17 protein-coding genes are annotated in these 13,213 nt (G+C 52.5%); 9 read left to right on the top strand and 8 right to left on the bottom strand.

The genetic code is table 11. The features are described from left to right. Positions 1-2: 2 nt before the first annotated feature. Genes fdxH through fdhE form a run of 3 tightly spaced genes read left to right on the top strand, consistent with a single transcriptional unit; the run spans position 3 to position 2,463 of the window. Complete coding sequence (gene fdxH / locus NA624_RS20875) at positions 3-905, top strand: formate dehydrogenase subunit beta (protein ID WP_000331364.1); 903 nt, start codon at positions 3-5, stop codon at positions 903-905. Continuing rightward, positions 902-1,537, top strand: coding sequence for a formate dehydrogenase cytochrome b556 subunit (gene fdoI, locus NA624_RS20870; protein ID WP_000829025.1), 636 nt, complete (start codon positions 902-904; stop codon positions 1,535-1,537). The genes fdxH and fdoI overlap by 4 nt, the downstream gene beginning before the upstream one ends. Beyond that, entirely contained in the window at positions 1,534-2,463 is a 930-nt protein-coding gene (fdhE, locus tag NA624_RS20865) for a formate dehydrogenase accessory protein FdhE (RefSeq protein WP_000027730.1), read from the top strand. The genes fdoI and fdhE overlap by 4 nt, the downstream gene beginning before the upstream one ends. A 46-nt stretch (positions 2,464-2,509) precedes the next feature. Here the strand turns inward: fdhE and NA624_RS20860 are convergent, their stop codons facing one another. After that, positions 2,510-2,800, bottom strand: coding sequence for a helix-turn-helix domain-containing protein (locus NA624_RS20860; protein WP_000362052.1), 291 nt, complete (start codon positions 2,798-2,800; stop codon positions 2,510-2,512). Beyond that, positions 2,801-3,112 carry a cytotoxic translational repressor of toxin-antitoxin stability system gene (locus NA624_RS20855; RefSeq protein WP_001159630.1) on the bottom strand — a complete coding sequence of 104 codons (312 nt, stop codon included), beginning with the start codon at positions 3,110-3,112 and terminating at the stop codon, positions 2,801-2,803. A 217-nt stretch (positions 3,113-3,329) separates the two neighbouring features. Between NA624_RS20855 and NA624_RS20850 the strand changes: the two genes are divergently transcribed. The 3 genes from NA624_RS20850 to NA624_RS20840 all read left to right on the top strand — a co-directional run bounded on the left by NA624_RS20850 (position 3,330) and on the right by NA624_RS20840 (position 5,099). Then, positions 3,330-4,259, top strand: coding sequence for an alpha/beta hydrolase (locus NA624_RS20850; protein ID WP_001127695.1), 930 nt, complete (start codon positions 3,330-3,332; stop codon positions 4,257-4,259). 85 nt (positions 4,260-4,344) lie between these two features. Continuing rightward, positions 4,345-4,656, top strand: coding sequence for a type II toxin-antitoxin system HigB family toxin (locus NA624_RS20845; RefSeq protein ID WP_000558166.1), 312 nt, complete (start codon positions 4,345-4,347; stop codon positions 4,654-4,656). Then, positions 4,653-5,099, top strand: coding sequence for a helix-turn-helix domain-containing protein (locus NA624_RS20840; RefSeq protein WP_001259009.1), 447 nt, complete (start codon positions 4,653-4,655; stop codon positions 5,097-5,099). The genes NA624_RS20845 and NA624_RS20840 overlap by 4 nt, the downstream gene beginning before the upstream one ends. A 14-nt stretch (positions 5,100-5,113) precedes the next feature. On the opposite strand, the gene fabY is transcribed toward NA624_RS20840, so the two are convergent. The 6 genes from fabY to NA624_RS20810 form a co-directional block, all read right to left on the bottom strand. Beyond that, the gene (gene fabY / locus NA624_RS20835; RefSeq protein ID WP_001518251.1) at positions 5,114-6,055 is read right to left on the bottom strand and encodes a fatty acid biosynthesis protein FabY; all 942 of its coding nucleotides are present in this window, start codon (positions 6,053-6,055) and stop codon (positions 5,114-5,116) included. Positions 6,056-6,099: 44 nt separating this feature from the next. Next, complete coding sequence (dtd, locus tag NA624_RS20830) at positions 6,100-6,537, bottom strand: D-aminoacyl-tRNA deacylase (protein WP_000560969.1); 438 nt, start codon at positions 6,535-6,537, stop codon at positions 6,100-6,102. Beyond that, positions 6,534-7,406: a virulence factor BrkB family protein gene (locus tag NA624_RS20825; protein WP_000921423.1), complete on the bottom strand. Its 873-nt coding sequence runs from the start codon at positions 7,404-7,406 to the stop codon at positions 6,534-6,536. The genes dtd and NA624_RS20825 overlap by 4 nt, the downstream gene beginning before the upstream one ends. After that, a complete protein-coding gene (gene yihX, locus NA624_RS20820; protein WP_000965695.1) occupies positions 7,400-7,999 on the bottom strand; it encodes a glucose-1-phosphatase in 600 nt (199 codons plus the stop codon). The genes NA624_RS20825 and yihX overlap by 7 nt, the downstream gene beginning before the upstream one ends. A 190-nt stretch (positions 8,000-8,189) precedes the next feature. Continuing rightward, entirely contained in the window at positions 8,190-8,993 is an 804-nt protein-coding gene (locus tag NA624_RS20815) for a DeoR/GlpR family DNA-binding transcription regulator (RefSeq protein WP_000059691.1), read from the bottom strand. A gap of 33 nt (positions 8,994-9,026) precedes the next feature. Beyond that, positions 9,027-9,923 (bottom strand): sugar kinase, encoded by an 897-nt coding sequence (locus tag NA624_RS20810; RefSeq protein ID WP_001528888.1) that lies wholly within the window; start codon positions 9,921-9,923, stop codon positions 9,027-9,029. A 164-nt stretch (positions 9,924-10,087) separates the two neighbouring features. Between NA624_RS20810 and yihU the strand changes: the two genes are divergently transcribed. Genes yihU through yihS form a run of 3 tightly spaced genes read left to right on the top strand, consistent with a single transcriptional unit; the run spans position 10,088 to position 13,142 of the window. Beyond that, positions 10,088-10,984 (top strand): sulfolactaldehyde 3-reductase, encoded by an 897-nt coding sequence (gene yihU / locus NA624_RS20805; protein ID WP_000268257.1) that lies wholly within the window; start codon positions 10,088-10,090, stop codon positions 10,982-10,984. Positions 10,985-11,006: 22 nt separating this feature from the next. Beyond that, positions 11,007-11,885, top strand: a complete 879-nt coding sequence (gene yihT, locus NA624_RS20800) for a sulfofructosephosphate aldolase (RefSeq protein WP_001067409.1) — start codon at positions 11,007-11,009, stop codon at positions 11,883-11,885. Between the two features lie 15 nt (positions 11,886-11,900). Continuing rightward, positions 11,901-13,142: a sulfoquinovose isomerase gene (gene yihS / locus NA624_RS20795; RefSeq protein WP_000870940.1), complete on the top strand. Its 1,242-nt coding sequence runs from the start codon at positions 11,901-11,903 to the stop codon at positions 13,140-13,142. Positions 13,143-13,213: the final 71 nt, after the last annotated feature.

The following is a 13,213-nucleotide window of genomic DNA, read 5'->3' as shown; positions in this document are numbered from 1 at the left end:
CTATGGCTTATCAATCGCAAGACATCATTCGTCGTTCCGCCACTAACGGTTTCACCCCCGCGCCCCAGGCGCGGGACCACCAGGAAGAGGTGGCGAAACTCATCGACGTCACCACCTGTATCGGCTGTAAAGCGTGTCAGGTGGCGTGCTCCGAGTGGAACGACATCCGTGATGAAGTGGGCAATAACGTCGGGGTGTATGACAACCCGGCGGACTTAACCGCGAAATCCTGGACGGTGATGCGCTTCTCGGAAGTGGAACAGAACGACAAACTGGAGTGGCTGATCCGTAAGGATGGCTGTATGCACTGCGCCGATCCAGGCTGCCTGAAAGCCTGTCCGGCGGAAGGGGCGATCATTCAGTACGCTAACGGTATTGTCGACTTCCAGTCCGAGCAGTGTATCGGCTGCGGCTACTGTATCGCTGGCTGCCCGTTCAACGTGCCGCGCCTCAACCCGGAAGACAACCGCGTCTATAAATGTACGCTGTGCGTTGACCGTGTGGTGGTCGGCCAGGAGCCGGCCTGCGTGAAGACCTGTCCAACCGGCGCCATTCATTTTGGCTCGAAAGAGGATATGAAAACGCTGGCGGGCGAGCGGGTGGCGGAACTAAAAACCCGTGGTTATGACAATGCGGGTCTGTACGATCCGGCGGGCGTAGGCGGTACGCATGTCATGTACGTGCTGCATCATGCCGACAAGCCGAATCTGTATCACGGTCTGCCGGAAAACCCGGAAATCAGCGAAACCGTTAAGTTCTGGAAAGGCGTCTGGAAACCGCTCGCCGCGTTCGGTTTTGCCGCGACCTTTGCCGCCAGCGTCTTCCACTATGTCGGCGTCGGTCCGAACCGCGCGGAAGAGGAAGATGACAACCTGCATGAAGAGAAAGACGAGGTGCGCAAATGAAACGACGTGACACCATCGTGCGCTATACGGCGCCGGAACGCATCAACCACTGGATCGTCGCCTTCTGCTTCGTGCTGGCGGCGGTGAGTGGGCTGGGCTTTTTATTCCCATCCTTCAACTGGTTGATGCATATCCTGGGCACCCCACAACTGGCGCGAATTCTGCACCCGTTTGTGGGCGTGGTTATGTTTGCCTCGTTCATCATCATGTTTTTCCGTTATTGGCACCACAATCTAATCAATCGGGATGATATCTTTTGGGCGAAGAATATTCGTAAGATCGTCGTCAACGAGGAAGTGGGTGACACCGGGCGTTATAACTTCGGTCAGAAATGCGTATTCTGGGCGGCGATTATCTTCCTGGTGCTGCTGCTGGTGAGCGGGGTAATTATCTGGCGTCCGTACTTTGCGCCTGCTTTCTCAATCCCGGTGATCCGATTCGCGTTAATGTTGCATTCTTTTGCCGCAGTAGCGTTAATTGTGGTTATCATGGTGCATATCTACGCCGCCCTTTGGGTGAAAGGCACCATTACCGCGATGGTGGAAGGCTGGGTAACCCGGTCGTGGGCGAAGAAACATCACCCGCGCTGGTACCGAGAAGTCCGCAAGACAACGGAAAAAGAAACTGAATGAGTATTCGCATAATCCCGCAAGATGAGCTGGGGTCGAGCGAGAAACGTACGGCGGATATGATTCCGCCGTTATTGTTCCCCCGACTCAAAAACGTCTACAACCGCCGCGCCGAACGTCTGCGCGAGCTGGCTGAAAATAACCCGCTGGGCGATTACCTGCGCTTTGCCGCGCTTATCGCGCACGCGCAGGAAGTGGTACTGTACGACCATCCGCTGGAGATGGATCTGACCGCACGTATTAAAGAAGCGAACGACCAGGGCAAGCCGCCGCTGGATATCCACGTGCTGCCGCGTGATAAGCACTGGCAAAAACTGCTGCATTCGTTAATTGCCGAGCTAAAACCCGAGATGAGCGGCCCGGCGCTGGCAGTGATCGAGAACCTGGAGAAAGCCTCAGAGCAGGAGCTGGAGCAGATGGCCAGCGCGCTGTTTGCCTCGGATTTTGCCTCCGTCAGCAGCGATAAAGCCCCGTTTATCTGGGCCGCGCTCTCCCTTTACTGGGCGCAAATGGCCAGCTTGATTCCAGGCAAAGCCCGCGCGGAATACGGTGAAGCGCGCCAGTATTGCCCGGTGTGCGGTTCGATGCCGGTCTCCAGCATGGTGCAGATCGGCACCACGCAGGGGCTGCGTTATCTGCACTGTAACCTGTGCGAAACCGAATGGCATGTCGTGCGCGTAAAATGCAGTAACTGCGAACAGAGCCGCGACTTACACTACTGGTCGCTGGAAAATGAGCAGGCTGCGGTGAAAGCCGAAAGCTGCGGCGATTGCGGGACTTACCTGAAGATTCTGTATCAGGAAAAGGACCCGAAAGTAGAAGCAGTGGCCGACGACCTCGCCTCGCTGGTGCTGGACGCACGCATGGAACAGGAGGGCTTCGCCCGCAGTTCCATCAACCCGTTCCTGTTCCCGGGGGAAGGGGAATAAGTTCTCTGGTATACCGGCTAGCAATCTACGTTAGCCGGATCATTGCTCAATAACGCAATGCTTGTATAACGTTTCTCGGGTCGTTGGCAATGGCGCGAAGTAATGCTTTGGCTGGCCCTGTCGGTGAGCGTCTTCCTTGCTCCCAGTTGCGCAGCGTATCCACGTTGACCGAAATCAGTTCTGCAAACTTAGATTGCGACAACCCAGATGCCTGCCGTATTTCTTTAATCTTCATTGCATCAATATGAAAGGTACGAGAAGGCTTACGGGTCCCTTCAATGATTTCATTCATTTGAGACATACTTTGAGTTAATCGCTCAAATAACACTTTATCCATCTACCACCTCTCATTCAGCATACGAAGCACCGCTTTTTCCTGCGGCGTGAGATCATCTTTAATGCCTTTTTGATAAATCAGAAGCAAGCGAATCTCATACCGTTGACTACGGTGAAAATAGATAATTCGCACGCCACTACGCTTTCCTTTGCCTCGCGCTCCCCAGCGCATTTTTCTCAGGCCGCCCGTTTCCTGAATGACATCACCACAATCTGGATGCTGAGCCATAAAAACCTGAAGCTTATGGTATTCATCATCATCGAGCAGTTTTTTAACATCTTCAGTAAAGAGTTCCGTTTCTATAAATTGCATATTCCATACGCCATTGGCTTATAGTAGTGAAAATAATCTATACGTCAATGGCGTATAGCATCATCGTTTCACAGTACAAAAATTAAAAACCCAGCGCCAACCGCATTCCATTTTTTGCGAACCTCTATCCAGAATCATTATCCCCTCATTTCACCACTTTCCATCCCCAACAAATCAGGTTATAAACTGTACATACATACAGCTTAAGGAGCCTTATATGCCACTGGAAAAAGGAATTGCCGAACTGGTCGCCGGGTTTATCGCTGCGGGCCGCCCCTCTTCACGAGAGCAGAATATTGATGATCGGAGGGCGGGTTATATTGCCAGCACGTCGCTGGCGGGTGAGAAAGAAATTCGGGTGAGTTCGGAAGATATCGTGCTGGAAGGGATGACATTTCGCGTCGTTTCGCCGCCAAACGCATCCGGTTCTCTACCCTGTATCCTCTACTATCACGGCGGCTGTTTTGTTAGCGGCGGCTTTCTGACTCATGACCCCCAGCTACGGCAACTGGCCTGGAAAAGCGGCTGTAGAGTGATTGCCATTCAGTATCGCCTTGCGCCAGAACACACCTTCCCTGCGGCTCATGACGACGCTGAACGCGGGGCCAATATCGTCCATCAATACGCGGAGCAGTTAGGCATCGATCGTGAACGTATCACGCTTGCTGGCGACAGCGCAGGCGGGCACTTGGCATTGGTCAGCGCGCTACGCCTGAAATCCACCGCCCACTGGTCTCCGGCGAAGCTGCTGTTGATCTACCCGATGCTTGACGCTACTGCCAGTTTCCCCAGCTATGCCAGCAACGGGCAAGACTACATCATCACCCGCGATACGCTGTTATCGGGTTTCGAAATGTATCTCCAGGATACCGACCTCCGCCACCCGGAAGCCAGTCCGATATGGCGTGAAGATTTTGCCGGTTTACCGCCGGTGCATATCCTCACCGCAGAGTTCGACCCACTGCGTGATGAAGGCGAAGCGCTATATCACCGTCTGAACGACCAGGGCGTGGCGTGTACTTGCCAGCGCTATCTCGGCGTTATCCACGGTTTTTTCCAATTGGGCGGCGTGAGCAAGACGGCACGAAGCGCCATGCGAGATGTGGCCTGGCGTGTTGTAAGTCCATCAACAGGCAAAATGACCTAAAATTCAATTTTGTTTTCAACTTGAAAACTGGATAACGTTGCGCTAAATTGTTTTCAGGTTGAAAACTTTGTAATGGAACTACATTGTGCATGTTATCAGCCGAAAACCGTTCAATGAAGCGATGCTCATGTATCCAAACCATGAGCTTGCCCTCACTGAGTTGCTGAATGTTCTTGAGAAAAAAACATTCACTCAGCCTGAAGAGATGAAGCGGTATATTCCTTCACTGGATAATTTTAAGTACAGAGATAAATGGTGGGTGATTGATGTTTCTGGTAACAGCCTGAGACTCATTTCCTACATAGATTTCAGGTTACATAAGATATTTGTGAAACATATCGTTTCCCATGCCGAATATGACAAACTGACCGCATATTATCGGGGTAATAAAGAATGAGAACTCATCGTCAGATGGATGCAACCAGCGCAAAAAAGATCGTTGATACCTTCAGCGATGCGGTAAAAAGCGTCCCACTGATGGGGGAAGACCGAAATGACAATGAGTATCGCAGGGCACTAGCGCTAGTGGAGTTTCTGGTCGACCACGACGATCTTGAAAACCCACTATTTGAATTGCTCTGTGCCCGAATCAGTGAATACGAAAAACATGCGCCGGAATTCAAAGCACTCAACCAACACCTGGAGAAAACGCCCCCTGGCGTTTCAGTATTGCGAACGCTCATGGATCAATACGGTCTCAAAGCAGCAGATCTTGCCAACGAACTTGGTTCTAAATCGAACGTCAGCAACATCTTAAATGGCCGCAGAGCACTAACGGTTAATCATATTAAAGCGCTTACACAACGCTTTAAACTACCAGCGGATGCCTTCATCGAGTAGTTGGATATGTCCAGCTACTCCTCCTCGTTGCCGCCCTCTTCATACGGGCCGAACGGTTTCGCAGGTAGTACGATATAAATGCCTTCGAAAATTGCCCCAGCGGTCTCGCCGCCCAACAGTTCAACCTGCAGCTGGACACGCGCTTTTTTACCCCGCGCCAGCCTGTCCAAATCACCGCTTAGCGACCCCAAATCAGCCACGGCGTTTGGCTTTCCGCTAATGGGTTTACTGTAGCGAATATGAGCGTCAGCAAGAATAATCGTCCCGCCCAGGTGGCGTTCACGGAGCATCAGCCAGATAAGTCCCCATCCGGTCAGCGTCGCCAGGGAGAACAGGCTGCCGGCAAACACCGTGTGATGCGGATTTTGATTACCGGTTTCCGGCATCGTGGTAATAAATTTTTGCCCGGTGTACTGCTGAATGCGCACCCCCATCTTTTCACTCAATGGAATGTGCTCATACCAGGCCTGCTGAAGCTGCCCGCACCAGTCGCCGCGATGCAGGATATCATCCAGCGATGCTACCGGTTTAATCATCAGAAAATGGCGGATTGGCGTGGTTGTGGGCGTAGTAATCTCCCCCTGATTGACAAACCCGAGTTTGGCAAAGAACTCAACCGCATCTTCGCGCGCGCTGCAGGTGACGCGCTTAACGCCTTCCTGGCGGGCGACAGACTCCAGAGTCATCGCCATTAATGTCCCCAGCCCTTTATCCTGTACCGAGGGATGTACAGCCATAAAACGGATAGACGCCTCGTTATCTGCATTGATATACAGGCGGCCCACTGCAACTAAGTTTCCTTCTTCGTCCACCACCATTTGATGGTGCGCCAACGCATCCCAGCCATCCCGTTCCGACCCTTTCGGCTGGTGCAGCGGTTTACGCAGCATCTCCCAGCGAAACTGGTAGTAACGTTCTAATTCTTCTTCTGTTTGCGGAACTCGAAGGTGATACATAGCCGTACTCTCTCTTGTTATCCGCGGCCACGCCGGAAGCTGACTCATACCTGGAGCCAGAATGTCACGGGACCGTCATTAACCAGCTCAACCTGCATATCGGCAGCGAAGCGTCCGGTTTGCGTGTTTATCGCCTGCTGGCGGCAGCGTTCGACAAAATATTCATAAAGCGCCTGCGCGCGATCCGGCGCAGCCCCGCCGGAAAAGCTTGGTCGCATACCGCGCTCGGTATCTGCCGCCAGCGTAAACTGCGACACCACCAGCACGCTGCCGCCAGCCTGTTGTACATTCAGATTCATCTTGCCGTCAGCATCGCTGAAGATACGGTATCCCAGCACGCGCTCGCACAGACGATTCGCTTTTTGTTCGTCATCTTCTTTTTCGACACCCAATAACACCAAAAGTCCTGGGCCGATTTCACCCGTCACCTCATCCTCCACGGTGACGCTGGCACGGGTTACGCGTTGAATTAATGCAATCATGGTTGGTCAGCTTCTTCTTGTTCTGCGGCTTGTTTGAGTTTTCGGTATTCCCCGAGAGTGACAGTTATTTCTGCGCCAAGCAAGACTATACACCAGGTCCAGTATACCCAGACAAACAGGATAGGGATCACTGCCAGTACGCCATAAATGAGCTGATATGACGGGAACATGGTGATATAAAGCGCGAAACCTTTCTTTCCGGCCTCGAACAGCAACGCTGCGACAAACGCGCCGACAAGGGCGTCACGGTTCGGTACGCGAGTTGTTGGGACAATACTGTAAAGTAACCAGAATGAGATCCACGAGAGCAGCAGCGGAAGGATGCGCAATACATTGTCGATGACCGTATTCAGATCGCTGGCCCAGCGTAAAGAAAGCAGGTAGGAGCTGATCGCCAGGCTGGCGCCAGCGAGAAGCGGGCCGAGCGTGAGGATCATCCAGTACACCGCAAAAGAGTACACTTTTGGCCGTGTGCGTTTGCTGCGCCAGATAGTGTTTAAGGCGCTATCAATGGCGTACATCAACAGCAATGCCGTCACAATCAGTCCACAGGCGCCCACCGCCGTCATTTTGTTGGAGTTAGCGACAAACTGCTCAATATAGCGCTGAATCACGTCTCCGGTGGCTGGCATAAAGTTAGCAAAAATAAAATGGCGTAACTGAATGCTGACATCAGAAAACATCGGAAAAGCAGCGAAAAGGGCAAAAACGACGGCAATAAGCGGTACTAAGGAGAGTAATGAGACATAGGCGAGATTTCCCGCCAGAGTCGTCATATTATCCTCATCGATACGCTGCCATAATAGCTTGAGCCAGGCCCGAACAGGGCGCGTATGGCGTCCAGCTTTTTGGTGAACGGTTTTTAGCATAACAGCTTCGCGAAGTAGTCAGGGATGGTGGCTTTATCCTTCACCAGAATGCTGGTGATCCCCAACTGGTTGGCCCCTTCTATATTATCGGCATTGTCGTCGAAAAAGACCGCATCGGCAGCGGAAAAACCTTCTTTCTGCAGGACGTGCTGATAAATACGCGCTTCCGGCTTACGCATTCCCAAATCCTGCGATAAATAGATATGGTCGGCGGCAGCGCGCACCTCCGGGTATTCCTCCGGCCAGAAGTGGGTATGCAGTCGGTTAGTATTGGATAGCACCACCACGCGATGCCCCTGCTCGCGCAGTTTATGCATGATAGCAATCACTTCGGGCCGTAATCCGACAAATACCGCCTGCCAGCCGTGCGCAAATTGTTCATAACTGAGCGATAACGCCATTTCATGACAGAAAGCTTCAGCAAACGCTTCGTCCGTTATCTCACCGCGTTCATGTTGGTGAAAAGTCTCGCCCATCGTAAATTTTTGCTTCAGCGAAGCCAGCGGTACTCGACTCAGATCGCTCCACACACCTAATACGCGGTTAAAGTCGATGTCGACAATCACATTACCTAAATCAAAGATGTAGAGCATGTCATTCTCCTTGCTAACCGGGGATGAATAACTGTAGCGGGAAAGGAGAAGTTTGACTATGTATCCCTTTATAAATCAATTAACAAAAAGACAATAGAAACGCAGACGATGTTCAATATCGCCTGCATCACAGCGCCGTTTTATTGGCCGGATAAAGCGCTGACGCGACCCTCCGGCGCAAGGGCGCTTGTCACGCTGAAACGGCGTCGTCCAGCGAAGGACTCACCTGAACCACTTCGATTTGCTGGGATTGAAGTAAATTCTGTAATGCCGGACCGGGATACTCGTCCGTAAACAGAGCGGTAATCTGTGACACATTGCCGATCTCAACCGCCGCAGAAGCATGGTATTTCGTATGATCGGCGGCCAGCAAAATATGTCGCGAGTGAGCCATCATGGTTTTCACTACGCTGGCTTCGTTGACATCAAACTCCAGTAACGCGCCATCGCTCTCTATCGCGCCTACGCTGGTGACGAGATAGTCAGCCCGGAACCCCGCCACAAACGCCGCCGCGGATAGCCCGATAATGCCGCTATTATGCGGGCGCAGCGTGCCGCCAGGCACCATCACTTCAAAACGAGGGTTATTATAAAGAATGTGCGCGACGCGCAGGCTATTGGTGATAATGCGCAGATGATTATGGTTGAGCAGCGCGCGCGCCACCTGCTCAACCGTCGTTCCAATCGTGATAAATATCGTGGAGCCATCCGGAATATAGTCAGCCACGGCTTCCGCAATGGCTTTTTTCTCTTGCGTCCAGGAGACCTCTCGCTGCTCAAAGGCGGTATTGACCACACTGGACGCTCTGCCGGCGCCGCCGTGATGACGCGTAATCAGCCCCTGCTCGCTTAATTTACGAATATCGCGGCGAACCGTCTGGGTAGAGACCTCCAACAAACTGGCTAACTCATCGATATTCATATAGCCGCGCTCATCAATAAGCATTAACAGCCGATCGTGTCGCGGATTACCGGTCAGTTCGGTAAGACTCATGAGCATTCCTCTAAAAGCTTCCTACTGCTCATATTATACAAAAAGTGACAAGAAAGATCGGGTTTGCTCACAATCAGGGATACCCGCCCGGCCACCTGGGCGCGTACACTTCAGCGCGGCAACGCCGCTGGCGAATCTGACAGCCTCTTCGATGGCGTATCCGCTTGCCAGGCCAAATGCCAGTGCGCCATGAAAAACATCGCCCGCGCCGGTAGTATCCACCACCTCCACGGTAAAACCCGGTTGGTGGCGTACCGCCGCTTTTTCCAACCAGTTGCAGCCTTCACTGCCTCGCGTGACATAGACATGTCCATTTGTGAGCATTTGTGCTTTTTTTAGCGCATCAATGGCTTCGCTCATCCCCGTCAGGCGTGCCAGCCCTGGCTCGGAGAAGGCGGCGTGGTCGCTTAACGCCACCAGCTCGCTAATATCCTGCGGCGTAATATCGCCATCAAGAACAGTCATGACGCCAGCCTGACGCGCCAGCGTAAACGCCTGTTTTGCGCCGTCATGCCAGCGCACATCCGCCAACACCACATCCCACTGCGAAAAATCGATGTCGTTAAGCCAGCCGGCGTCAGGCAATAAATCCGGGCTGGGATAATTAACGATAATCCGCTCTCCTTTGGCATCCACCATAATCGCTGACTGCGACGACATGGCCTGCGTGTAGCGGCGGGTATAGCGGGTATTTACCCCCAGGGATTCCAGTTCCGCCAGCAGGCTGTTTCCGGTGTCGTCATCGCCCACACGGCCAATAAAGTCCACCTGCGCGCCCAATTTCGCCGCAGCCACGGCAGCGGTCGCCGCAGGCCCGCCGCCCACTTCCGTATAGCGCTTCGCCACATATTTACCCCCTTCTGTCGGTAATCCTTCCACGTAATAGATGCGATCCATCACGGTAATACCTACACAAGCAATACGAACCATGGTCATTCCTCAAGCATTTTCGATGTGCTCATTTTAATTTCACGAAATGTTTAAAAAGTGACGGCTGTCAATTTTTTGACTATAAATTACAAATACGATCACAAACAGACAGAAAAATGCTCATTAATGACAAAAAATGACACCACCGTGTTCAGGAGAACGATATGGCAGTTATAGCATTTATCGGGTTGGGACAGATGGGCTCTCCTATGACGAGCAATCTGCTAAAGCAGGGCCATCAACTCAGCGTCTTCGATGTTAATCCCGACGCCGTACAGCGTCTGGTAGACAAAGGCGCGCAACCTGCAAGCAGCCCGGCTCAGGCAACCATCGGCGCTGAATTTGTTATCACCATGCTCCCGAACGGCGATCTGGTTCGTTCCGTTTTGTTTGGCGAGCAAGGCGTTTGTGAAACTCTTTCCCGTGAAGCGCTGGTCATTGATATGTCCACTATTCATCCGTTGCAAACCGATAAGCTGATTGCCGACATGCAGAGCAAAGGGTTCAGCATGATGGATGTGCCGGTAGGCCGGACATCCGACAACGCGATTACCGGCACATTGTTGCTGCTGGCAGGCGGTACGGCGGAGCAAGTAGAACGCGCTACCCCTGTTCTGATGGCGATGGGTAATGAGCTGGTCAACACCGGCGGCCCGGGAATGGGTATTCGCGTAAAACTGATCAACAACTACATGAGTATTGCGCTAAATGCGCTCTCCGCCGAAGCCGCCGTGCTGTGTGAAGCGCTGAGGCTTTCCTTCGACGTGGCTTTAAAAGTGATGAGCGGCACTGCCGCAGGCAAAGGGCATTTCACCACCACCTGGCCGAATAAAGTGATGAAAGGGGATCTGTCTCCCGCCTTCATGATCGATCTGGCGCACAAAGATCTTGGCATCGCGTTGGATGTCGCCAATCAACTGCACGTACCGATGCCGCTCGGTGCCGCCTCCCGGGAAGTTTATAACCTGGCGCGGGCCGCAGGCCGCGGTCGGGAAGACTGGAGCGCCATCCTGGAACAGGTGCGCATCAGCGCCGGGCTGACCGCCAACGTAAAAAAGTAACGACTGTATAAAGGAAAATTGAATGAACAACTACACCATCAAAGACATTACGCGAGCGTCCGGCGGGTTTGCCATGCTGGCTGTCGATCAGCGCGAGGCGATGCGTTTAATGTTTGCTGCTGCTGGTGCGAAAACACCCGTTGCCGATAGCGTGCTGACGGATTTCAAAGTGAATGCGGCGAAAATTCTTTCCCCGTATGCCTCTGCCGTTCTGCTGGATCAGCAGTTCTGTTATCGCCAGGCCGTAGAACAAAACGCGGTCGCTAAAAGCTGCGCCATGATCGTCGCGGCAGATGATTTCATCCCGGGCAACGGTATTCCCGTTGATAACGTGATCATTGATAAAAAAATTAATGCGCAAGCGGTAAAACGGGATGGCGCGAAAGCCTTAAAACTGTTGGTGCTGTGGCGCAGCGACGAAGACGCGCAGCAGCGTCTGGATATGGTCAAAGAATTCAATGAATTATGCCACTCCAATGGTTTGCTGAGCATTATCGAACCGGTTGTACGTCCGCCGCGCTGCGGCGACAAGTTCGATCGCGAGCAGGCGATTATCGATGCGGCCAAAGAGCTGGGCGACAGCGGCGCCGATCTTTACAAAGTTGAAATGCCGCTCTACGGCAAAGGCGCGCGTTCCGATCTTCTTACCGCCTCACAACGCCTGAATGGGCATATCAATATGCCGTGGGTCATCCTCTCTTCCGGTGTGGACGAAAAACTGTTCCCTCGCGCGGTCAGGGTCGCCATGGAAGCTGGCGCATCCGGGTTCCTGGCGGGACGCGCGGTCTGGTCATCAGTGATTGGTTTACCGGATACCGAGCTGATGCTACGTGATGTTTCCGCGCCTAAATTGCAACGTTTAGGTGACATTGTCGATGAAATGATGGCTTGTCGCCGCTAATACGAGGATGAAAGAATGAAATGGTTTAACACATTGAGCCACAACCGCTGGCTGGAGCAGGAAACCGACCGCATCTTTAATTTCGGTAAAAACGCCGTGGTGCCGACAGGCTTCGGCTGGCTGGGAAATAAAGGGCAAATTAAAGAAGAGATGGGCACCCATCTTTGGATCACGGCGCGTATGTTGCACGTTTATTCCGTGGCGGCGTCGATGGGCCGACCAGGCGCTTATGATCTGGTCGATCACGGTATCAAAGCCATGAACGGCGCGCTGCGCGATAAAAAATACGGCGGCTGGTATGCCTGCGTTAACGATCAGGGCGTGGTGGATGCCTCTAAGCAGGGTTATCAACACTTCTTCGCCCTGCTGGGCGCGGCCAGCGCCGTCACGACCGGTCATCCTGAAGCCAGGAAATTGCTGGATTACACCATAGAAGTGATTGAGAAATACTTCTGGAGTGAAGAAGAGCAGATGTGCCTGGAGTCCTGGGACGAAGCCTTTAGCAAAACCGAAGATTACCGTGGCGGTAACGCCAATATGCACGCCGTCGAAGCGTTCCTGATTGTTTATGACGTTACCCATGACAAAAAATGGCTGGATCGCGCTATCAGAATCGCATCAGTCATTATTCATGATGTAGCCAGAAATAATCATTACCGTGTTAATGAACATTTCGATTCACAGTGGAATCCTATCCGCGACTATAACAAAGAAAATCCAGCACACCGTTTCCGTGCATTTGGCGGTACTCCAGGTCATTGGATCGAATGGGGTCGTTTAATGCTGCATATCCACGCAGCACTGGAAGCCAGATGCGAACAACCCCCTGCATGGCTGCTGGAAGACGCGAAAGGTTTGTTCCACGCTACGGTACGTGATGCCTGGGCTCCGGATGGAGCAGACGGCATTGTGTATACCGTTGATTGGGAAGGGAAACCCGTTGTACGTGAACGTGTACGCTGGCCAATTGTAGAAGCGATGGGGACAGCCTATGCCCTCTATACCGTAACAGGGGATCGTCAATACGAAACCTGGTATCAAACATGGTGGGATTACTGCATTAAATACCTGATGGACTATGAAAATGGTTCCTGGTGGCAAGAATTGGATGCTGACAACAAGGTGACCACTAAAGTCTGGGACGGTAAGCAGGATATATATCATCTTCTGCACTGTCTGGTAATTCCACGCATCCCGCTCGCTCCAGGGCTGGCACCAGCCGTAGCAGCAGGTTTGTTAGATATCAATGCGAAATAAATAAGCCTGGTAACGACGGCATATCAGCAAATGAACGTTGCATATGCCGTTGTTTAGTAAGGGTATCTAAT

Source organism: Salmonella sp. NW38, assembly GCF_051807745.1.
GTDB lineage: Bacteria > Pseudomonadota > Gammaproteobacteria > Enterobacterales > Enterobacteriaceae > Salmonella > Salmonella enterica.
The sequence above is the reverse complement of the archived record's forward strand: the minus strand, read 5'-3'. Positions and strand labels throughout refer to the sequence as shown.